The following is a 20,508-nucleotide window of genomic DNA, read 5'->3' on the forward strand; positions in this document are numbered from 1 at the left end:
CCCCATGAAACACAATGCCAACGAACGTGAGAAGCAGCAGGCGCTGGATGAAGAGCGACGCCAGACACAGGCTCGTGATGATCTCCAGGCAACGAAAGATCAGGACTTCTATACACGGCTGGGCCTGCACGGCCCGGACGAAGACCGCCCGGAAGACACTTTCCTGATCTCGGTCTATAGCGAACACTGGACGCACGAAGACCTTGAAGCGGGAGAAACCAACACCCGTGACATCGAGCTCGACCGTGTAGTGGTGGATGCAGACGACCTCGAACGACACGGCCAGGATTACGGCCTGTCAGAGCTCTCCTGCAGCGACCCACGCATGAGTCCTGACATCTGGTTTTCATCCACGCATCCGCGCCAGGATCGTGCCTATTTTGAGCAAGGTGTGCAAAAGTATTACAGCCTGCATGTCCATGAAGTGAATGGGAAGCGCCCCACCCCGGAGGATTATCAGCGGGTGGGCGACCTCATCGGCGCCAGCTTCGATCATGCGCTAAGGCCGTCGCCGCAGCATGAACAGGAGGGACCAGACCTGTGCCTTTAACCCGTCCCTACCTCCAGACTCAGCCCACTGCCGATGAGATAGCCGGCATGGCCTGGTGGAACAATCTGAAACCTATTGAACGTGTTTGCTGGCTTACAACTGCCGGACACGCTTGCAGCGTGGCCGACGCCTGGGCAGCGTACAAACGCAGCCAGGGGCTTACTGACAACCGACCACCATAGGAACACCCAATGAAACGAAGACATTTCATCGCCGCTGCCGGAGCCACCGCCCTACTGAGCATCCTGGCGGGATGCAAGACGGAACCGAAGGGCGAGAAGTTTATCGGTCATTGGTTCTCGGATAACGGTCTCTACCCTCCGACCCTGGTCCACATTGAACGGAACGACGACACGTTCTTGTTCACAGAAACCGCATGGAACAACTTCGGAAAAATCGGATACCGATCCAATACTGTGCCAGCCAGGCTCAATGGTGCAGACAATATCCTGGTCGTTGGCGACAGTACACACATTGCCTACAAAGAAGCTGACGATGAAATCGTCTCTGACAACCTGAAAGCTCGCCGTATTACTGAAGCCGAATACCAAGCCGCCATTTTCAAGCAGTAGTTTGTATTGGCAGATTTCATCTGGCTGTTTTCTTTTCAGCACAACGTGAATGGGAGTTTGGAACATTATTCCTGCCCACTACTCTCCACGATGTACTTCGCTCGCTCAAATAACTCATCAAATGTGATGACCTCAGGAGACTTGAGATTGCGCCGAAAGAGCTCGAACGATGAGTACTGCTCCTCATTAATTCCATGTACTGCATGAAACTCGGATAATGAGCCAATCACCAAGAAAGATCGTGGTTGATATAGAAACACCGATTCACCCGTTGGGGCACCGCTATCGTCTTTTATTTCAGTCTTAGAACGAATACTTCCTAATGAGGCTTGCACCGAACGTTGAACCTGGGCAATGCCACCAGCCAATTCGTCGGAAACTTGCCAGCACTCCCGTCGATAGGCCGTGGCAACAGGTTTAAGTAACTTAGCAGTGTGCGTCTTAATTTCACCAAATGATAATGCGCTGATTAGGCCTTGGGTCTTCAGGAGAGCATCAACACGTTTTCCCGACCCAGTGAAATCGTGGCCTTTAACTACGCGTTCAAGCTTTGCTCCGTCCAAAGGTGCGTTGAAAACATAGTTCAAGCCGTAGCCGAAGATCCAAGTATTCTGTTCAAAAAATGATTGCCAGACCGATTCAGGCCCTTTGTTTAATCCCAAAGCGGTTCGCCGATTTTCAAAATGATCCGTATCATTAAGCAATCGTTCAAATTCGGCAAGCTGTTCTCGGCGATGGCCTAGCTCTGCAACATCTCGCGCTGTAACCTGCGTTTTCACCAACTCTTCCACAAGCCCAGGCTGGGAGTGGAGAAGATTTAGTGCCTGCTCCCGCGTGAGCACAAGTTCCGAAACGAATCTGTCATCTAGCCTTGTGTTTTGACCATCAGCTATCGGAAGGACATCTATATTCTGGAGAAAATTGTATAAAGTAGCGATTTCATGATTAAGAAACGTAAAGTGAGTTTTATGCGGCGCACCACTCTCCACCGTATATCGCTGAATTTGAAGAGTGAAAACTCCTCGCGTGTCTTCGTAAAATTTTGCGATAATTTCCTGACGAGCACCGTCGGTGACACGCAGTGAAACTTGCTTACCGTCCTTGAAAAACTGATGAGACTCTCGGCAGTCAATGACCTTCGAGACAATTCGAAAGGGTCGCTCAAACTCTTCAACCTCCCCCTCATCATTCCGACGATATTGTTTTTGAGAAAGAGTTCGACTGAGATAAACCCGATCTGGTCGCTTATTCTTGAAGTATTCGTAATCTTCGCTCATGACATAAAAAATTTGAAAAACAGCCGGCTGTGAAACCCCACGCATCACAGTCGATGATAAGCCTCTACGGCAATACAAACCATCCATTTCGGCCCATCACTGGGCTCGGCACCGTCTTCCTCTTACCACCCGGAGATCTCCCATGACACGCTACAAGCATCTTGCGGCGGGCATTGCCCTGGCCGCTGTTTTTATGAACCCTGCCTGCGCCAGCGGCATCCCTACGGTCGATGCCGCGACCATTGCCCAACTGCAGGAACAGCTACTCACCGCCCGTGACCAGCTGAAGAGCCTCACGGATCAACTGGCGACAGCCAGGGAGCAGCTTGCCGCATTCACGCAATCCAGCGGCTACGGTGTCATTCCCAATGATTACGCCATCCGCGACCAGCTTCGCGCTGCGCTGCCCTCCAACGCTCAGGACTTGCTCAACCGATCCGGTAGCTCAGGTTTGAACGCGGATGTTTCCCGCATCACGGATGATGTCATGGCCCCAGTGAACTTCGCCGAAGACAGACAGGATCTATCAAAACGGTCGCTGAACATTGAGGCCACCGCGAAAGCCATGAGTGAACGGGCCTACGATTCGATGACTCAGCGGCTGGCCAACGTCGATGCCCTGCAGGATCAGATCAATCAAACGACCAACCCCAAGGAAATTGCTGAACTGCAGGCGCGAATTCAGATTGAGCAGGCGAATATCTCAGCTGAACAGACCCGCATTCAGCTTGCTGCACAGCAACTGGATGCGGAACGACAACTGCTGCAGGCACGGGCTGAAAGAGTCTATGGAGGATGGTTTGGAAACAAGCCAGCGTCAGACTCATCTCCCGGCGCGGCTGAATAGGCCGGCATGCCATGGCCAGCCTCACTCCCTCCGTGGCAGCACCCACTACGCCAAGCAACATAGCTGAATGGGTCATGACGCAAACCGAAAACATCCTCAGCGATGCCATCAACAGGCCGATGCAGGCGCTGTTCGAAGCACTCATGCCGGTCATCGTGGTGGGCCTGACTCTGCAATTCGTTGTGTATGCGTTTGCGCTCATGCACGGTCAGAGCAATATGACCGTCACCGAGTTCTTCCGCAAGGCCATTCTTGTGGCGATTGTGTCCATGATCTTTGGGGTCGGCGGCCTTTATCAGAACGACATTGCCAAAACCATGATCGCACTGCCTGACGATGTCACCCAGCTCGCGCTCGGCACAGGCAACGTGGCGGCAGAAGTCGATAAGCTGCAGAACGAGACCAGTGAGGCATCCAATGCCATGCTGGGCGCAAGCGACCGACCCTGGTACAACTTCATGCCTTCCACCAGGGAAGTGCTGGTCAGCATCCTGGCGACGCTGTTGCGGATCAATGCAGCAGTCGTAGGCAGCATCATCATGGTCATTGTGGTGGTCTGCAAAGTCGGCATGGCACTGGTGGTTGCAGCAGGGCCGCTCTTTATCGCCGCGACGTTGTTCGAGCCAACAAAGCCACTCTTCAATAACTGGGTTTCACAGGCATTGAATTTTATCTTCCTGGCCTTGCTTGCTGGCCTGGTCTTCGGCCTTATCCTGCAACTCAACATCCAGCTGATCCGCATGATCGCGGACCAGATCGAAACAGGGATGGCCGACGTGCTTTCACTGTTCGGAGCTCAAGTTCTGGTCGGAGCCGCAAGCCTCGTCATCATGATTCTGATCCCCGGCCTTGCCGCCGGCCTCTCCAACGGCTTCGGCGCTCAACTCGGTGTCGGCTCCGCCGCCCGGGGCGCGTTCTCTGTTCTACGTCTGCGCAGCATGCTGCGCCTGCGCGCCAAGTAAGCCTTTCCCCACCCGCCGCCCAAGCGGGGCCATCACACCCTTCCTTCTGCCCACGCGGCAGGACAGGAGCCACCCCATGCACAAACTCATTGCCGCCCTGGCGCTGGCCGGGCTGCTGGCCGGCTGTGCCTTTCATGCGCCCCAACCCCCACAGCCTGCTGACGGGCCGCGTGTGCCGGTGAACGCCAGCGCACCGATTTTCAAAGGAGTCTGAACCGTGGCAGAACCTCTCAAGTCTGAAGACGTCGCTGCCTGGCTGGAACAATCGCGCGGCCTGGAGCGCGACCACCTGGGCGAACTGGTCACCAGCCGCAGGCGCGCCTGGCAGGTTGCCATGGGCGCCGGACTGATCGCCTTTGCCGCCGTCGCCTCCGTGGCGGGCCTGACGCCCCTGAAGCAGCCGCCTGAAATGTATGTGGTGCGCGTGGACAACGCCACCGGCAGCATCGAGCATGTCAGCACACTGGGCGAGCCGATGGATGACTATGGTCAGCGCATCGCCAAGTATTTCCTGAACTCCTACGTGCTGAACTGCGAAGGCTATAGCTGGCAGACCATCCAGGAGCAATTCGACACCTGCGCCCTGCTATCCTCGCCGCCCATTCAAGTGCAGTACGGTAAGCGTTTTGAAGGGCAGGATGCTGTAACCACGCGCCTTGGCACCCTGGGGACGGTGGATGTTCAGGTTCATTCCATCACCCTGGGCGCCAATCAGGCAGCCATTGTGCGCTTCACCAGGACGGAACGCGAAGTCTCTACCGGCAATATCACCAGGACGCGGCATCTGATCGCCACCATGGCCTACCAGTACGCCGACGTTCCTCTGACGGAAGCTGTCGCCCGTCGCAATCCGCTGGGCTTTCAGGTTGTGCGCTATGACCTGGCCGCCGACCTCTCGCGCTGAACCGTCCTGGATCAGAAGGAATCCCCATGCTTGAACACTTCCCACGCAAGCGGGCGCTGACGCTGCTGCTGTGCCTGGCCCTGCCAGCCAGCGCCTGGGCGCTTGAGACGCCCCGCTCTTCGCGGCTCGATCATCGGGTGCGCTATGTGAACTATGACCCGGCCAACGTGATTCAGCTGGATGCGGTGATCGGCGTCGCCACCCACATCATGCTGGAACCCGGCGAAACCTATCAGTATCACGTCTTTGGCGACAGCCAGGCTTACGCCTTCACCTACAAGAACCACCACTTGTTCTTCAAGCCCACCGCCGAAGACGCCGACACCAACCTCATTGTCATCACCGACCGGCGCGAATACAGCTTCCGGCTGTCCTACAGCCACGACCGCAGCGCCCCAGCCCTTTACAAGCTGGTGATGCGCTACCCGGAAGTAGAGGCCCGCATGAAGGCACAGGCTGCACAGAAGGCAGCGGTTGAGCGCTCGTTACAGGCATCCGCCGGCACGATGAACTGGCAGGCCTACACCCGCAGTGGCAACGCCAGCATCGCGCCCGTTCACGCCTGGGATGATGGCCGCCATACCTGGCTGCAATTTCCCCCGGAAACCGACATGCCCACGGTATACCGCGTGACCCCCGACGGTCAGGAAGTCATCACCAACTATCACATGGCCGATGAACGCACGATGGTGCTGCATCGCACCTCGCCACGCTGGCATCTGCGCCTGGGCAACCAGGTACTGGCCATCCATAACGAAGCCTTTGCCCTGACCCCAGTACCCGCCCATACCGGCACAGCGTCCCCCGCCGTCCGGCGCACTGTGAAAGGCGCGACAGCGCCCGTGCCAACGCTGCGGATTCGGGAGATTACGCCATGAGGAAACAGCCCATGAACGACACCGATCCGCACCAGGGCCAGACCCCCACGGATGGCCTGGAGCGCGAAGCGCTGAACCTGGAAACCGCCGGGCGCAGCGCCCCACGCGGCGCACGCGCTTTTCTGTGGCTCACCATCCTGGTGGCCATTGCCGTGGCCATCGGCGTGCTGCTGAAAGCCTGGAGCCGCGAACCAGCACCTGACAGCGACAGCAGTCTGGAAGCGGATCAGAGTGGAATCACCAACCGGCTGAAGCCGCCCAGGGTGGAGCGACCCGCGCCACCCAAACGCTTGCCACCACCGGCACCAGAGCCGGTGCCAGCACCCGCCTATGTCCTTCCACCACCGACGCCCGCAGCACCGCCTCCTGTCGATGAAGTGGCGCAGCGGCGACTAGCCAGCCCGCTGCAGGCGGGCGGCGCAGAAGGCGGCAGCACAAGCGGCAGCCAAGCCAACGCCCCAAACGGCCCCTACAGCGATGCCGGCCCGCTGGCCGACAAGCTGCGGCCCTTGGAGCTGGCACCCTCTGTGGCCGGGCAGCTGGGGGATCGCAACTTCCTGCTCACCCAAGGCACCATGATCGACTGCACTTTGCAAACCAAGCTGGTCAGCACCCAGCCGGGGCTGCTCACCTGCCTGGCCACGCACGATGTTATGAGCGCCAACGGCAAGGTCAAGCTGATCGACGCCGGCACCAAGTTCACCGGCTATCAGTCCGGCGGCATCCAGCAGGGTCAGGCACGCGCTTTTGTCACCTGGAACCGGCTGGAAACGCCCGCTGGCGTCATCGTTGAGCTGGCTTCACCCGGCACCGGCCCCCTGGGTGAAGCCGGGCTGGACGGTCATGTCGATAACCATTTCTGGGAACGCTTCGGCAACGCCATTCTGCTATCGCTGGTGGGCGATTTCGGCAACTGGGCATCGAATCAGGGCCAATCGGGCGACAACAACATCCGCTTCGATAACACCGCCCAGGGTGGCCAGGAAGCCATCGCCAAGATTCTGGAAAAGTCTTTGGACATACCTCCTACCCTTTACAAGAACCAGGGCGAACACATCGGCATCATGGTCGCCCGTGATCTGGATTTCAGCCATGTCTACGACCTTGAACTTACCCCTTGAGGCGGTTGCCTTTGATCGCGCCATTTCAGTGCGGACCTTTCTACGGCCGTTGGCCCACCATCTGCAGGACCCAAAGGTCACGGAAATCGCCATTGTGCGCGAAGGCCATCTGTACGCCCGCACAGACGGACATTGGCTGTCACACGACTGCGAGGAGCTGAGCTACCCGCAGCTGGAAGCGCTGGCGACGGCCCTGGCCGCCTACAACCACATGGCGCGCAGCCCCATCATGTCGGTGGTTCTGCCCGATGGGGAGCGCGGCCAGATCATTCTGCCGCCGGCCTGCATAGACGGCACCATTGCCATCAACATCCGCAAACACGCCTCCGCAACTTTTCACCTGAAGCAGTTGGCATCAGGCGGGGCTTTCAAGTCCACCATGGATGCGACCGCCAAATATAGTGCTGACGGCCTGTCAAAACTCGATCAGCGGTTGTTGATGCTGAAGAACAGGGCAGATTATTTTAAGTTTCTGGTAGACGCCGTCCGCGCGCGCAAGAACGTGGTGATTTCCGGCGCAACAGGATCAGGCAAAACCACCTTTGCCCGTTCCCTCATCAATGAAATACCGGTACACGAACGCCTTATCACCATCGAAGATGTGCATGAGCTGATCCTGCCATCGCATGATAACCGCATCCACATGATGTACGGCGGCACACGGGGCCGCGTGTCAGCCACCGACTGCCTGGCTGCCTGCATGCGCCTGTCGCCCGACCGGATTTTCCTGGCCGAGCTGCGCGGTCCTGAAACCTGGGACTACCTGGCCGCGCTGAACACCGGCCACCCTGGATCCGTGACAACCACACACGCCAACAGCGCAATCGACGCCTTTGACCGGCTGGCCATCCTTATCAAGCAGTCACCCACAGGCGGCAACCTGGACTTGCCCACCATCCAGACCTTTCTGCGGCAGACCGTGGACATTGTTGTGCAGGTCGAGCGGTTCCGCGTGAAAGAAATCTGGTTTGAACCCCGGCGACACGTCGTCACCTGAGTTCCCTCAGCAGCGCCCCACCCAATCCATTCGACCCGGCAAGCTGCCGGGTCCACTACCCTGAACCCGTGTGAGGCGCTGCACACACTCCGGGCGGCCCTGGCATGGGCTTGCCCGGAGCACCTTCAATGACCACCCCCACCCGCACGCCTTTCCACAAGGATGCCAACCTGCAGCGGCTGTCAGCCGCCATGCAACGCGCCATGCAGAAAGCCTCACAGGTCATGGCTGACGCCGCAGAAAAACAGGCCACCACCCCGACCCCCTTCATGCTGCCCGGCATGAACGAAACAGTCCGGGCGATTCCCAACTACATTGCCCGCAGCGCCATCTTTGCCCCGGTGCGTCGCGGGTGGCGTCCTCTCCACGATGAAACGGTGTTTCTGGAGGGCAGCCACATCCTGCTCAAAGGCTCGGGCAAACAGCTGAGCGAGGACCATGCCGACATCTGGATGCACGCCATGTATCTGCAGACCACAGCCCTGCTTGGCGAAGCGCCAGTCATTAACCGCGCCGATTTCCTGCGCGGCATGGGCCGGCCCACAGGCGGCAGCGCCTACGAATGGCTGCATGAGGGTATGAAAGACCTGGCCCGCTTTACCTTGTGCATCGAGGCACGCAGAAAAGACGGCTCGGTGAAATACAGTTATGGCCGCCACCCTTCCACCCGTGTGATCGCCATGATCGGGGGCTTTGATTACCACGAACCCAGCGGCAGCTACACCCTGTATGCCGACCCGCGCTGGGCGCAGATTTTCGGCAACCGGGAATACGCCCTGGTGGACTGGGCCAAGCGCCTGCAGATGCGTCACGACCTCTCCAAGAGCCTGCAGCGGCTGATTGGCACCTCTGCCGACATCCAGCAAAAATACAGCCTGGACATCCTCAAGCAACGCGCCCAGTACACCGGGCGCATGCGAGATTTCCGGGTCACGCTGGAGCGCAGCTTGGACGAACTGGAAGCCCTGAAAGTCATCGCAGAACCCCGGATTGAAGCCGCAATTCGGGGCCATGAACAAGCAGTCTGGACGCGCCTGGAACGCTAATTCCTCATCGTCATAGCATCGCGCTTCATCCCCAAAAACAGCCGTTTCAGGCACGATTTTCAGCCTGTGGATAAGTGGTTTTGACCATCGTCATAGCATCGCGGCAGGGTCGTCATAAGATCGCGGTCTTTCGCCAGAACATCGCGCTTTATCGTCACAGCATCGCGCACGATTTTTTGAAACCTGCATGAATACTGGCTTTCCAGCCATCGCGACGCCTTCTACCTTATTCCTACCTTACTTCTACCAAAGCAACCTGTGAACAAGTCACGCCGTCAGCACGCCTGACGCGCCGCACTGTGCCTGTTCACGCCAGGCCATCTTGCATCGCCACGCTGCACAGCCGCAAAGCGGCTGTCGGTCAGCAACGAAGCCAGCACCCGCCCACCCGGGCCACCCCTTCTTTTCACCCCAAGCATTGCCCGTCAAGTCACAGGCAAAGGAGACACCATGCACTCGACCATCGACACCCGCATGCTCAACATCGCACAGGAAGCCGCCCTTCATGGCATCGGCACCATGAGTCTGGGTGAAGCGCTCACAGCTGCACTCATCCTGAATCGCTGCGACTGGCTGCGTGAACGCGGCTACAGCATCGCTGAAGCCCTGGACCGCATCGGCCCGCAGTGGACGGCCCGACTGCGCGAAGTCGAAAAACAGTTCTACGACGAAGTCACCCAGGCCCGGCTGCGCTTCAATTTCGAGATTCTTCCCCACCCTGCCGACACGGGCAGCTTCACGTTGCGCCTGCTGGATGGCGGCCAGGAAGTCGGCGGCGGTCAATTCTCCCACGGCCAGGCCGCCCCGTTCACAGATGAACAATCCGCCTACGACGAAGCACTGGCCACAGGCCGCTCCTGGTTGGTCGCCAAACAGGCTGCCGTCTTTCCTGAACTGTCGCGATAAGCGGCACCCACCCCCTGGAATCCTATGACTGAATCCGCTCCCGTCGCACGCTACCGGGCCGCGCTCGCTGAGCTGGACCCCCGCATCAGCATCGCCGCCCAGTTGCGCGCTCTTTTTCCTCTGATCGAAGCCGAACTCGCCGCCGGCGTTCCCCATGCTGCCGTGCTGGATGATCTGGCAGCAGCGGGGCTGTCGGTCCAGTACAGCACCTACGCCATCACTCTGTACCGCTGGCGCAAGGCCCAGCGGTGTGCTGCGACCAAACCTGCAGCGCTGCCCAAGCCACACGCCGCACCCCCCACGACAGCCCAAGTGCAGCCAACAACAGCACCCGCCCTCGATGCCATCCGGGGCCGGCCCCGCAACATCGAGACGCCCGGCGACCTACGCAAGATTCGCGACATGCGTATCGACCTGGAAGCCCTGCGCCGCGAAGGCAAGTAACCCCCTCTCCCACTGACAAACCCCACAAGGAATAAACCATGAAAGTCGCCGTTCTCAACTACACCGGCTCCGTTGGCAAGACGGTTGTTGCTTCCCACCTGCTCGCACCCCGCATGAACGGAGCGCAGATTTTTGCGGTGGAATCCACCAACGAAACCGGGGCCGATCTTGGCCTGAACGTGGATCAGCTACGCGGTGAACACTTTGGCCGCCTGTTCCGCGAACTGCTCACCCGGGATGACGCCATTGTCGATGTCGGGGCCAGCAACATCGAGGACTTCCTGACCCACATGATGCGCTACGAAGGCGCACACGAAGAAATGAGCTACTTCGTGCTGCCGGTCATCAACACCGGCAAAGCCCAGCGCGAAACCATCAAAACCGTGGCCGCGCTGGCTGCACTGGGTGTGGACTCGGATCGGGTACGGATTCTGTTCAATCGTGTCGATAGCAGCGTAGAAGAAGAGTTTCCCTCCATCCTGGCCTATGCCGCCAAGTCGGGCGAAGTTCAAGCCAACCCCCTGGCTACCATCTACGAAAACGAAGTCTTCGAGCTGCTGGCTGACCAGCGCACCACCATTGCAGATGTCCTGGCCGATCAGACCGACTACCGCGCCCTAGTGCGCAGCGCCGACCCGGAAGACCACGCCCGCATCTCGCAGCTGAGTAACCGCCACGCCCTGCGCGCCCTGGCCAAGCCGGTGGACCGGCAGATGAACGCAGCCTTCGCTGCCCTGTTCTCGTGATCCGTCATGGATGCCCACACCCCACCCAGCGGCCCCCGTTCAAAGCTGGATTTGCTGTACCACGAAGTCCTGGGCGAAGTGGCCGGCCTAGTGGACAGGCTGGAAGCCGTCACCCGTACTCTGGATGTCGCCCAGCAGCAGATGCAATCCATGAGCGAAACCCAGCAGATGCTGCCCCAGCAACTCAGCCGCCACCTGAACGCCACCCTGGAAACAGCAGCCAAGCCGGTAAACCAGCAGCTTCAGCAGGCCATACAGGTCATGCTGAACGACACCGGCACCCGGCTGGATCAGCTGAGCCAGGAATCCGCGCAATACGCTCACATTGCCCACCAATCTGCGCGCCGCATGGCCATCATCGCCCTGGCTGTGGGCGGCGCTGCCGGCGTGCTGGGTGGGCTACTGGCCGGGCTCGCCCTGGGCCAGCTTCTGATCTCTTGAGGTTCATCCCCCATGTCCACACTGATCTCACCTATCACCCGGCGGCGGATCGCCGCATTCTCGCTGGCAATTTTCCCCACAGCAGCGTGGATGCTGGCAGCCACCTGGGCAAGCCAGATGCACTGGCGCGACTGGAACGCCCGCACCTTCCGGCATTTTGTGATGCTCACACCGCAGTACCCCCTGCTCTACGGTGCGCTGGGTGTCGGCCTGGTTCTCTCCCTGGCGCTGATTCTTTTCATTGGGCGCACCGCCAGGACAGAAGGCTTTGAAGGCGCAGCCTACAAACGCTTTGTGCGCGGCACCCGCACCACCAGCGCCAAAAACCTGGCACGTCAGTGTGAAGAGCGCGGCAAAATGCAGATAGACGTGGGCGGCATCCCCATGCCGACCGCCAATGAGAACCTGCACCTGCTTATCAGCGGCGCCACCGGTTCGGGAAAATCGGTGTTGCTACGGAACATGGCGGCATCGGTGCTCAAACGCTCACAGCATGACATGGTCAGGCATCTATCCGGCCAGACGCCAGCACGTAATGACCGCATGATCGTCATTGACCCCAATGGTGATTTGCTCAGCAAATTCTGGCAGCCCAACGATGTCATCCTCAACCCCTACGATGCCCGCAGCCAGGGTTGGTCTTTCTTTAACGAAGTGCGCGCTGATTACGACTGGAAGCGTCTGGCCCGTTCCATGGTGCCTATGAGCCAGGATCGCAATGCGGAAGAATGGAACGATTTCGGCCGCCTGCTGCTGCGCGAAACGGCCAAGAAGCTCTATGAGCTACAGGGCGAAAAAGCCAGCATCATGGATCTGTTCCGGCTTTGCACCATCGAAGACCCCAAGGTCTTAAAGCAATTCCTGGAAGGCACCCTGGCCGAATCCCTGTTTGTCGGTTCCAGCGAAGCCAGCAAGGCACTGTCTTCCGCCCGCTTCGTGCTGTCAAACAAGCTGTCGGAACATACCGGAATGAAACCCGGCAGATTTTCCATTCGCGACTGGCTGGCAAAGCCCGACGACGGCAACCTGTATATCAATTGGCGCGAAGACATGATGAGTTCCATGAAGCCCCTGGTGTCTTCCTGGGCCGACGTGTTCATCACGTCCATTCTGTCCATGCCTGAAAGCGCCCACCGGCGCTGGTGGCTGTTCATTGACGAACTGGCCAGCCTGGAAGCGCTGCCCTCACTGGAAGCCGGTCTGACCAAAGGCCGCAAAAACGGCCTGCGCGTTGTTGCCGGCCTGCAAAGCACCTCACAGCTGGAACATATCTACGGGAGCACCATGGCGACCACGATACGCGCCAGCTTCCGCAACCTGGCGGTGCTGGGCGGCTCCCGCACCGACCCGCAGACGGCCAAGGACATGAGTGAAAGCCTTGGCAAGCATGAAGTGGAAAGACCCAAGTTCAGCATCAGCCGCAGTGCGGATAACCGCAACACGTCGGACAACATGGAACGGGTGACGGAGGAAGTGGTAACGGCAGCGCAGATTCAGGCGCTGCCAGCGTTAGGTGGGTATGTCGCGTTGGCAGGGGATTATTCGATCGCGCGGATACGTTTACCGTTCAACGAGTTCCCGACGGCTACGGCGGCATTCCAGGAGCCCTGGAATGTTTTGTCAAACACTGCAGCCCATGAAATAACTGGACAGGTGAAACACTCCGACTGAAGCCTCGTCATCATTTTTTACCCCAATTGGCCGTATACAAGACGTTAGTTTTGTCTAGTTGGAGCACACAAAGGCTTTCCAGCTCTGCAGCCGCCTCCGCTCCGTACTTTTTAATCTGATCGAGCGATATGAACACCTGCTTATTAGAGCGCCGATATTCGTCTACGAATTTCGCGACAGCATTATTTTCGACGTTCTTAAAAAGTGGGGAATCGTGAATGAGAAACGGAAGCTGCGTCAATTCGAGAATAGCGAGATCAAAAATGACAAGATTGGCGTAAGCGGTACCCGTTCCGGTATCATCGACGATTTGATACGTATATCCGTCTTCGTTCAGCTCAAGAGCGGGAGCCCGCGACTCTGGCCCATAGATGCGGTCAACAATAGCTCTTATGGCTGCATTTATTGATGATTCCATATCCTTCAGAATCCGAATCTTCAAGCTAGAAAGTGCCTCCTGCAAAGCAGCTAGTTCAATGTCGATTTTCGTTTGCTTCTCGAAGTGATCATTTTCACGCCTTAAGCGACTCCATTTCCCCGAGAGACCTGACACTCGTTCGATGAGCGCCACTGGATTGTCATAGTTATTAAGACGTTCAGATATCTGCCTGTCGAGCTCCGCAATCGCATTGTCGGTGGTATCCAGTTGTAATCGAGCGGCCTTTTCCGTCTCCTGCAATTCCTTCTTTAGAACTGCGGAGAGCGAGCTATGAAATAGCTCGATTTCCGCAATCCGATCATGATTAACATTCGGAAAAAAATCGCACAAAGCCTCGAACTGCTTGCTCTGAATGAACTTATTTTCTTTTAGATTTCGCTCCGTTCTTTGCAACTTAGACCGTAGTCTCAGCCGCTGCGAAAGCAACAAATCTTTCGCCTTTTTTAGTTCGAGCAGATCTTGATCAATCACTTCACGTAAATTCAAAGCAAACCGTGATAGCTCGGATTTAATTGTGTCGACCTCGGTACGAATATTTTCCAACTCGACGACATTCTTCGAATATTGGGCTTTAGTGATCTTCTCCACAATCGAGTGCCTAAAAGCATTTCTGAGCGCATTCTTCTCACCTTTCTTGTCGGTAGTTGCCGTTTGGGCCGCCTCGACTTCGCCATAACGATTGAACACTTTGATCAGATTACTTACGCACTCAGAGCCACTCTGACCGGGAAAGACGTGCAGAGGACGACGCACATTTGTGACGTTGGGCTTCGGCCATATCCGAGAGAATAATCCAACCATGCCACGAAAGGTGATCCGCAGCGCCTCAGGGAAATACTGTGACTTGAGCCAAGCCGTATAAGCTTTTAAATCCCACTTATCAATAGGGGCATATTTTGGATCGCAACGGAAGACTACCGAAGGGTTAACGGTGTCTCGTCTAAAATAAAAACATTCGTCCTCGAACTTGAAGCAAAAGAGGTAGGAGTGATCGCCCAACTCTCGTACGGCGTCCTCGTTATGCTCAACGAATGAATCGCCACCAAACACAAAATCGATGACCATAAGAGCACTCGACTTTCCAATGGAGTTTGTAGCATTCTCATCGCCAAGAATCACATTCAATCCCGGATGGAACTTAATAAGGGACTTCCGGAATGCGGTCGAACGGATTTCAGTCAGCATAGCTAACAACTCCCGAATGGAAATCAATGTCGATTTTGTTGAGGATGTAGAGCACATCCAATGCCAACATAAATTGATCTACGCTTTCGAATCGATCAGCTACTTCGCTGTAAAGTTCGTGGATACCTATTCGGCTTTTATCTACAAGCAAAGATGGCAACTTAGAAAGCACCGACTGCTCAAAAGAAATGAATTTATTTGGCGTAATCATTCAAACAGCTCGCAATTCTGGACAAAAAAAGCAGCGATGACTTCGGCCGCCGGCGTGGAGCCAGCTGTGTGCTTGGACTGAATCCAGCGGACTGTATTATCAAAGATCTCTTGTTGGTTTGAGCAAATTGTCTTTTGCTTTAAATAAAAACTCTTTATTTGTTGTGCAACTAGAACCGCCTTGTTGGGGTCGGCGCGCTCAAGATCACTAAACCTTTCCCTGACGAAAAGATAGAAAGAAGATACGTCATTTTTTATTTTCCTTTTTGTCAGAGGTCGAATAGTGCTGTCTAATTTTCTATCTACCCGCTTCGCCTCGAAATTCGAGCCCATTTCAAAATCAACGCTGCTATCGCACAGCGAATCTATTATCTCGCTGATCTCTCGTTCGAGCGCATATTGCAGGAATATATTTCTCTGTTTATTTTCCAACAAAATTGCTTTCTTCTTTTGAACTAGATCCCGGTAATTTTCAGCTGTCTTCGGTGTGTCGTAGACCTTGTGGCACGAAAAACATAGTGGAATCAGGTTTTCGGCATCATTCGGATTAGCCGAAAGTCGAGTCTCACTTTTCAACAGCTCCTCTTCGGTAGGTGTAGGGTTCAAGGGATAGATATGTGCGATCTCATAGTCTTTATAGTTCCTGCCGCCCTTCGTGCGAAAGAGCGGTTGGGCGCAATTAGGACAGATGTTGTTGACCTCGGCGCACAGTGATAGCTCAAACGCAATTCCGATCGAGGGACGGGAATTTGGCTTTTTTGCTGCCGCAGTTTTCTTCGTAGTCATGTGAACACGTATACCAGCCAATTTTTTGATAATCGACTCAGCGCGCCAGTAATGTCTTTTGCTTTGCACCGAGTATGAGCTCGTGTTGCGCCGGTTAGCCCAGACGATTGTTGACCAAGCTTAAAGAGTATCAAATTGTAGTTGACGCAGAAACTATTACGAGGGTGAACGGTTCTTTTTCACCGACACTGCATCGGACAGGACATCTTCAGGCTGTTCGTCAATCCCGATAGTGCTATCTCCCATAGTCCGCATCGGCTCGGAAGAATGCCCACCCTCTTCTCCTCGCCCTTCCCCGGAGCCCCCATGATCTCCCACAGCCAAATCTACCGTGCCCGCGCATCCCTTGCCACCCACTACTACGCCGACCAGGCCGACGACTACTACTGCCGCGACGGTGGTGCCGCAACCTGGCAAGGCGAAGGCGCTCGCCGCCTGGGCGCAGTCGGTGAGATTGGCCCTGCCCGCTTCAAAGCCATGCTGCAGGGCGACTTTGGCCGGAACGTGACGGCTGGCCGGTCGATCCGCAAGGATGCAAAGGCCCGTGCTGCACTTGATTTGACCTTTGGTGCGCCCAAGAGCATCACGCTGCAGGCACTGATCGGGGGAGATGAGCGCCTGATTCATGCCAACGATCAGGCCGTGGCGGCTGCCCTCGCCTATGTCGAACAGCATCTGACCATGGGTCGCCGCAAGGAAAACGGCAAGTCGCGGGTGGAACAGACTGGCAACCTTATCATTGCCAAGTTCCGCCACGAAACCGCCCGCCCTACGGAAGATGCAGTGCCTGACCCTCACCTGCACGTCCACGCCTTGCTGATGAACCTGACCCAGCGCGCTGACGGTAACTGGGTGTCGCTCTCGAACGAGGCGATTTTCAAGCTGTTGCGGGTGACAGACGCCATCTATCAGGCTGAGCTTGAACGTAATGTCCGCGCCCTGGGGTATGCCGTTCGTCATGAGAAGAACTATATCGAGCTAGCCCATATTACCCGTGAACAGATCGAGTTCTTCAGTAAGCGCAGCGCCGGCATTACAGCTGAACTGACTGCGCGCGGGACGACCCGGGACAACGCCCCTCACGCGCTGCGCCAGGGTATCAACCTGGCGCACCGCCAGGAGAAAACCCAAGCTTTCAGCCGCACGGAACTGCACCAGCAGTGGCGGGAAGCCGCTGCTGCTATCGGGATGCAGTTTGACCAGGCCCGCCACGACACTGAACGACAGACGCCCGAAGTACAGGAAGGCTCTGCCGATCTTGTCGCGCAGGCTTCGCTGGAATGGGCTATCCAGCACTTGGCTGAACGGGAGTCCGTCATGCCCCTGGCCGATCTGCTGCACAGCGCCATCCGCCATGCAGGCGGCCATACCGACATCACAGCTATCCAGACAGCCATCCAGGGCCGTGTCGCATCCGGTGCGCTGATCCAGGAAGCGCCGCATTACAGCAGCACACAGGACAAAGAAGCTCAGCCCATGACCCGCGAAGGATGGACGGCAGAAGTCACCCGGCTGACCGGATTGAGCCAGGACACTGCCCTGCAGCTGGTTGATGAAGCCATTGCCCAAGGCCGCCTGTTGATGGAAAGCCCCCGCTACGCCACCCGAAAGGCCCATGAAGCCGAATCCAGGATATTGGCAGTTGAACAGGCAGGCCGGGGTGCCTGGCAATCTACGATCAACGCCGCCAACGCTGAAAACGCCCTGGGCACTCTTTTGACGCCCGGCCAGCGCGAAGCAGTCATGCTGATAACCACTGGGCAAGATCAGGTCGCCGGCATCCAGGGGCTGGCCGGTACCGGGAAGTCCTTCGCCCTGCAAAACGCCCAATCAATTCTGCATGAACAAGGCCACACCATGACCGCGCTCGCGCCCTACGGAAACATGGTGCGCAACCTGCGTGACGAAGGCATTCCGGCCAATACTATTGCGTCTATTCTTGCCGCAGCCGACAAGCGCCCATTCCTGGATTCCCTGGGGCCGACATCCGTCGTGGTTATTGACGAAGCCGGAGTGGTGCCTGTGCGGCAGATGGACAAGCTGCTGGCCCTCATCCAACCGACAGGCGCCAAGGTGGTGCTGCTGGGCGACACGGCCCAGACCAAAGCCATCGAGGCAGGTCGCGCCTTCGCTATGCTGCAGGAAAATGGAATGAAGACCGTATTAATGGGAGACATCCAGCGCCAACGCACGGCACGGCTGCGCCAGGCGGTAGAACTCGCAGCCACAGGCCGGGCCAGCCAGTCTCTCCCGCTGCTCGATGCGATCCGCGTGATACCAGACGACTTCACCACGGACGAGCATGGCAGGAAAACCCGCGACAGTTCGGCCCGCTACGAAGCCATTGCCAAGACCTACACGGGATTGAGTGCCACAGAACAGGCCAACACCATTGTCGTGACTGGCACCAACGCCTCAAGGAATGAAATCAATCAACGCATCCACGCCCTGCTTGGCCTGGAAGGCAAAGGCCGCCCGTGCCAGCTGCTCACCCGACATGACACCACCCGTGCCGAACGCAGTGTCGCCCGCTTTTATACGGCAGGTGACATCGTTATTCCAGAACGTGATTACAAGTGCGGCCTGAAACGCGGCGAACTTTACCGTGTTACCGGCAGCACCCACCATGACCGCATCAGCGTCATCCCTGTCCGGGCAGACCCGACCAACGCGCAGCCCATCGAAATCATCCCCAAGACCATGAGCAAGCTGTCGGTCTATCACATGAACACGGCAGAGTTGTCTGTGGGCGACCATGTCCGCATCACGCGCAACGATGCTCGGCACGACCTGGTCAACGGGCAGCTGGCGAAAGTCGTAGCCATCGACGCGGCAAGCGTGACGCTCGAAACCCAGGGCCGCCATGTCCGACTACCCACAGACCAGCCATTGAACATGGACTACGCCTACGCCACTACCGCGCACAGCGCACAGGGGCTGACCTGCGACCGGGTGCTTTACAACGCAGAGAGCTTCAGCCGCACCACCGCTCAAGACACCTACTATGTCAGCATCTCGCGGGAACGACATGAGGTGACAGTGTTCACCGACGATGCAGAAAAGCTGCCTGAGAGGGTGGACAGGCAGACTTACAAGGGGCTTGCTCATGACTTGCAGCCCACAGTTACGACGGACTTTGCCCAGGTGCATGCAGAGCACGGCCCCCTTCCCACACCGCTTGAATCCGATGTGGAATTCCAATAAGGCAGCCAGGGTGCCTCAGGGTTCATAGAACCCGCGAGGTAACAAAGCGTAATCTGACTACGTATAATCCACAGAGGATCGCGCCGTCCACCCAACAAGCGGGGATGGCCGGGCCGGGAAGCGCCGGCCCATTTTTTGAGGAAGGGAACCCAAAGATGGCCGTCAGCCAAGCACACATTATTGAATCTCTGGAACAAGCATGTTCCAAGCTCAACCCTGATGAGTTCATCTTTGACTTCCTGGATGCCTACGGCTTTCCCAAGAGCACCATCACCCGCCTGCGCAACGGAGGCGATAGCCGCAACGTGGGTACGGGTGACGACATTGGCCTGAAGAAAAAACTCTATTTCAGAGCAGTACCTGTCGGCCAGGACGTGACTGCCGAAGCGGAAACCCTGAAAGAAACTGACCTGATCGCCCGCCATGATATCCGGTTTGTGATCGTCACTGATTTTCAGACGCTGGCTGCGTTCGACGTGAAGGCTGACGAGCGCCTGGTCACCGACATGGCAGAGCTGAACAAGGAATACGCCTTCTTCCTGCCCCTGGCCGGTTATGAAAAAGCCGTGATGTATTCGGAGCACCCGGCTGACCTCAAGGCCACAGAAAAAATGGGCCAGCTGTTCGACCTGATCCGCGAACGCAATGACCTGACCAAGCCGGAAGACATCCACGCGCTGAATGTCTTTTTAACGCGCCTGCTGTTCTGCTTCTATGCCGAAGACACCGGTATTTTTGAAGAAAACCAGCTGACCCTCACTCTGCAAGCCTGCACTCGCGACGACGGCTCAGACGTAGACCAGTTCTTTACGGATCTGTTCACGGTACTGAATCTGGCAGAAAATTCGCCCCAGCGTAAGCGTATGCCCAGCCATTTCCAGGCATTCCGCTATGTGAACGGCGGTCTGTTCCGGGATGACGAACCCGTTCCTGAATTTGGCCGGAAGGCGCGGCGCCTGCTGTTGGAGTGCGGTGCGCTGGACTGGTCCGAGATCAACCCGGACATTTTCGGGTCCATGTTCCAGGCGGTGATTGACGAAGAGCAGCGCGGTAACCTCGGGCAGCATTACACCTCAGTGTCCAACATCATGAAGGTGATACAGCCGCTGTTTCTGGACAAACTGCATGCCGAACTGGACAAGTCACGTGGTAATGAAAAGAAGCTGAAAGCATTGCTGGTGCGCCTGCAGAGCCTGCGCATTTTCGACCCCGCCTGCGGTTCCGGCAACTTTCTGATTATTGCTTTGAATCGAACCGGAAATCGCGGAGGCTGTTGGGTTAAAGTAAAACAGGTTCCTCAGCCGGTGCTGCAAGTTGTCGAT

21 protein-coding genes are annotated in these 20,508 nt (G+C 57.1%); 17 read left to right on the forward strand and 4 right to left on the reverse strand.

The features are described 5' to 3' along the window. The first annotated feature begins 4 nt into the window (after positions 1–4). Positions 5–550 (forward strand): hypothetical protein, encoded by a 546-nt coding sequence (locus LOL23_RS17720; protein WP_160979418.1) that lies wholly within the window; start codon positions 5–7, stop codon positions 548–550. 191 nt (positions 551–741) lie between these two features. Beyond that, positions 742–1,122 (forward strand): hypothetical protein, encoded by a 381-nt coding sequence (locus LOL23_RS17725; protein WP_160979416.1) that lies wholly within the window; start codon positions 742–744, stop codon positions 1,120–1,122. Positions 1,123–1,187: 65 nt separating this feature from the next. On the opposite strand, the gene LOL23_RS17730 is transcribed toward LOL23_RS17725, so the two are convergent. Continuing rightward, a complete protein-coding gene (locus LOL23_RS17730; RefSeq protein ID WP_160979414.1) occupies positions 1,188–2,399 on the reverse strand; it encodes a Shedu immune nuclease family protein in 1,212 nt (403 codons plus the stop codon). A gap of 142 nt (positions 2,400–2,541) precedes the next feature. Between LOL23_RS17730 and LOL23_RS17735 the strand changes: the two genes are divergently transcribed. The 13 genes from LOL23_RS17735 (at position 2,542) to LOL23_RS17795 (ending at position 13,362) form a co-directional block, all read left to right on the forward strand. Next, positions 2,542–3,246 (forward strand): TrbJ/VirB5 family protein, encoded by a 705-nt coding sequence (locus LOL23_RS17735; protein ID WP_160979412.1) that lies wholly within the window; start codon positions 2,542–2,544, stop codon positions 3,244–3,246. A 119-nt stretch (positions 3,247–3,365) separates the two neighbouring features. After that, positions 3,366–4,208 carry a TrbL/VirB6 family protein gene (locus LOL23_RS17740; RefSeq protein ID WP_237174007.1) on the forward strand — a complete coding sequence of 281 codons (843 nt, stop codon included), beginning with the start codon at positions 3,366–3,368 and terminating at the stop codon, positions 4,206–4,208. Positions 4,209–4,284: 76 nt separating this feature from the next. Further along, positions 4,285–4,422 carry a conjugal transfer protein gene (locus LOL23_RS17745; protein WP_160979408.1) on the forward strand — a complete coding sequence of 46 codons (138 nt, stop codon included), beginning with the start codon at positions 4,285–4,287 and terminating at the stop codon, positions 4,420–4,422. A gap of 3 nt (positions 4,423–4,425) precedes the next feature. Beyond that, positions 4,426–5,112: a VirB8 family type IV secretion system protein gene (locus LOL23_RS17750; protein ID WP_160979406.1), complete on the forward strand. Its 687-nt coding sequence runs from the start codon at positions 4,426–4,428 to the stop codon at positions 5,110–5,112. A gap of 26 nt (positions 5,113–5,138) precedes the next feature. Beyond that, complete coding sequence (virB9, locus tag LOL23_RS17755) at positions 5,139–5,990, forward strand: P-type conjugative transfer protein VirB9 (protein ID WP_160979404.1); 852 nt, start codon at positions 5,139–5,141, stop codon at positions 5,988–5,990. Positions 5,991–6,001: 11 nt separating this feature from the next. Beyond that, the gene (gene virB10 / locus LOL23_RS17760) at positions 6,002–7,111 is read left to right on the forward strand and encodes a type IV secretion system protein VirB10 (protein WP_237174008.1); all 1,110 of its coding nucleotides are present in this window, start codon (positions 6,002–6,004) and stop codon (positions 7,109–7,111) included. Continuing rightward, positions 7,083–8,108, forward strand: coding sequence for a P-type DNA transfer ATPase VirB11 (virB11, locus tag LOL23_RS17765; protein WP_160979400.1), 1,026 nt, complete (start codon positions 7,083–7,085; stop codon positions 8,106–8,108). Before virB10 ends, virB11 begins: the two co-directional genes overlap by 29 nt. A 128-nt stretch (positions 8,109–8,236) precedes the next feature. Next, positions 8,237–9,154 carry a TrfA gene (locus tag LOL23_RS17770; RefSeq protein ID WP_160979398.1) on the forward strand — a complete coding sequence of 306 codons (918 nt, stop codon included), beginning with the start codon at positions 8,237–8,239 and terminating at the stop codon, positions 9,152–9,154. A 450-nt stretch (positions 9,155–9,604) separates the two neighbouring features. Then, positions 9,605–10,060, forward strand: a complete 456-nt coding sequence (locus LOL23_RS17775; protein WP_160979396.1) for a hypothetical protein — start codon at positions 9,605–9,607, stop codon at positions 10,058–10,060. Positions 10,061–10,084: 24 nt separating this feature from the next. Beyond that, the gene (locus tag LOL23_RS17780) at positions 10,085–10,504 is read left to right on the forward strand and encodes a hypothetical protein (RefSeq protein ID WP_160979394.1); all 420 of its coding nucleotides are present in this window, start codon (positions 10,085–10,087) and stop codon (positions 10,502–10,504) included. Between the two features lie 38 nt (positions 10,505–10,542). Then, the gene (gene stbB, locus LOL23_RS17785) at positions 10,543–11,250 is read left to right on the forward strand and encodes a StbB family protein (protein WP_160979392.1); all 708 of its coding nucleotides are present in this window, start codon (positions 10,543–10,545) and stop codon (positions 11,248–11,250) included. A gap of 6 nt (positions 11,251–11,256) precedes the next feature. After that, positions 11,257–11,691 (forward strand): hypothetical protein, encoded by a 435-nt coding sequence (locus LOL23_RS17790; RefSeq protein WP_160979390.1) that lies wholly within the window; start codon positions 11,257–11,259, stop codon positions 11,689–11,691. 12 nt (positions 11,692–11,703) lie between these two features. Next, positions 11,704–13,362: a type IV secretion system DNA-binding domain-containing protein gene (locus LOL23_RS17795; protein WP_160979388.1), complete on the forward strand. Its 1,659-nt coding sequence runs from the start codon at positions 11,704–11,706 to the stop codon at positions 13,360–13,362. 10 nt (positions 13,363–13,372) lie between these two features. Here the strand turns inward: LOL23_RS17795 and LOL23_RS17800 are convergent, their stop codons facing one another. The 3 genes from LOL23_RS17800 to LOL23_RS17810 are packed head-to-tail and all read right to left on the reverse strand — an operon-like array spanning position 13,373 to position 15,982. Further along, positions 13,373–14,986: a DUF2326 domain-containing protein gene (locus tag LOL23_RS17800; protein ID WP_160979386.1), complete on the reverse strand. Its 1,614-nt coding sequence runs from the start codon at positions 14,984–14,986 to the stop codon at positions 13,373–13,375. Further along, a complete protein-coding gene (locus LOL23_RS17805; RefSeq protein ID WP_160979384.1) occupies positions 14,976–15,197 on the reverse strand; it encodes an ABC-three component system middle component 7 in 222 nt (73 codons plus the stop codon). Before LOL23_RS17805 ends, LOL23_RS17800 begins: the two co-directional genes overlap by 11 nt. Continuing rightward, positions 15,194–15,982, reverse strand: a complete 789-nt coding sequence (locus LOL23_RS17810) for an ABC-three component system protein (protein ID WP_160979382.1) — start codon at positions 15,980–15,982, stop codon at positions 15,194–15,196. The genes LOL23_RS17805 and LOL23_RS17810 overlap by 4 nt, the downstream gene beginning before the upstream one ends. A gap of 306 nt (positions 15,983–16,288) precedes the next feature. Here LOL23_RS17810 and mobF point away from each other — a divergent pair, with 306 nt between their 5' ends. Next, the gene (gene mobF, locus LOL23_RS17815; RefSeq protein ID WP_160979380.1) at positions 16,289–19,186 is read left to right on the forward strand and encodes a MobF family relaxase; all 2,898 of its coding nucleotides are present in this window, start codon (positions 16,289–16,291) and stop codon (positions 19,184–19,186) included. A 155-nt stretch (positions 19,187–19,341) separates the two neighbouring features. Continuing rightward, a partial coding sequence (locus LOL23_RS17820; RefSeq protein ID WP_369414144.1) for a type IIL restriction-modification enzyme MmeI occupies positions 19,342–20,508 on the forward strand: 1,167 nt, incomplete at its 3' end.

Origin of the sequence: Paracandidimonas lactea (assembly GCF_021653995.1) — a bacterium.
Taxonomy (GTDB): Bacteria; Pseudomonadota; Gammaproteobacteria; order Burkholderiales; family Burkholderiaceae_B; genus Allopusillimonas; species Allopusillimonas lactea.

What these genes read in the sequence shown, in the direction of transcription:
- LOL23_RS17720 (WP_160979418.1), top strand. Translation starts at nt 5, where the DNA reads ATGAAACACAATGCCAACGAACGTGAGAAGCAGCAGGCGCTGGATGAA.
- LOL23_RS17725 (WP_160979416.1), top strand. Translation starts at nt 742, where the DNA reads ATGAAACGAAGACATTTCATCGCCGCTGCCGGAGCCACCGCCCTACTG.
- LOL23_RS17730 (WP_160979414.1), bottom strand. Translation starts at nt 2,399, where the DNA reads ATGAGCGAAGATTACGAATACTTCAAGAATAAGCGACCAGATCGGGTT.
- LOL23_RS17735 (WP_160979412.1), top strand. Translation starts at nt 2,542, where the DNA reads ATGACACGCTACAAGCATCTTGCGGCGGGCATTGCCCTGGCCGCTGTT.
- LOL23_RS17740 (WP_237174007.1), top strand. Translation starts at nt 3,366, where the DNA reads ATGCAGGCGCTGTTCGAAGCACTCATGCCGGTCATCGTGGTGGGCCTG.
- LOL23_RS17745 (WP_160979408.1), top strand. Translation starts at nt 4,285, where the DNA reads ATGCACAAACTCATTGCCGCCCTGGCGCTGGCCGGGCTGCTGGCCGGC.
- virB9 (WP_160979404.1), top strand. Translation starts at nt 5,139, where the DNA reads ATGCTTGAACACTTCCCACGCAAGCGGGCGCTGACGCTGCTGCTGTGC.
- virB10 (WP_237174008.1), top strand. Translation starts at nt 6,002, where the DNA reads ATGAACGACACCGATCCGCACCAGGGCCAGACCCCCACGGATGGCCTG.
- virB11 (WP_160979400.1), top strand. Translation starts at nt 7,083, where the DNA reads ATGTCTACGACCTTGAACTTACCCCTTGAGGCGGTTGCCTTTGATCGC.
- LOL23_RS17770 (WP_160979398.1), top strand. Translation starts at nt 8,237, where the DNA reads ATGACCACCCCCACCCGCACGCCTTTCCACAAGGATGCCAACCTGCAG.
- LOL23_RS17775 (WP_160979396.1), top strand. Translation starts at nt 9,605, where the DNA reads ATGCACTCGACCATCGACACCCGCATGCTCAACATCGCACAGGAAGCC.
- LOL23_RS17780 (WP_160979394.1), top strand. Translation starts at nt 10,085, where the DNA reads ATGACTGAATCCGCTCCCGTCGCACGCTACCGGGCCGCGCTCGCTGAG.
- stbB (WP_160979392.1), top strand. Translation starts at nt 10,543, where the DNA reads ATGAAAGTCGCCGTTCTCAACTACACCGGCTCCGTTGGCAAGACGGTT.
- LOL23_RS17790 (WP_160979390.1), top strand. Translation starts at nt 11,257, where the DNA reads ATGGATGCCCACACCCCACCCAGCGGCCCCCGTTCAAAGCTGGATTTG.
- LOL23_RS17795 (WP_160979388.1), top strand. Translation starts at nt 11,704, where the DNA reads ATGTCCACACTGATCTCACCTATCACCCGGCGGCGGATCGCCGCATTC.
- LOL23_RS17800 (WP_160979386.1), bottom strand. Translation starts at nt 14,986, where the DNA reads ATGCTGACTGAAATCCGTTCGACCGCATTCCGGAAGTCCCTTATTAAG.
- LOL23_RS17805 (WP_160979384.1), bottom strand. Translation starts at nt 15,197, where the DNA reads ATGATTACGCCAAATAAATTCATTTCTTTTGAGCAGTCGGTGCTTTCT.
- LOL23_RS17810 (WP_160979382.1), bottom strand. Translation starts at nt 15,982, where the DNA reads ATGACTACGAAGAAAACTGCGGCAGCAAAAAAGCCAAATTCCCGTCCC.
- mobF (WP_160979380.1), top strand. Translation starts at nt 16,289, where the DNA reads ATGATCTCCCACAGCCAAATCTACCGTGCCCGCGCATCCCTTGCCACC.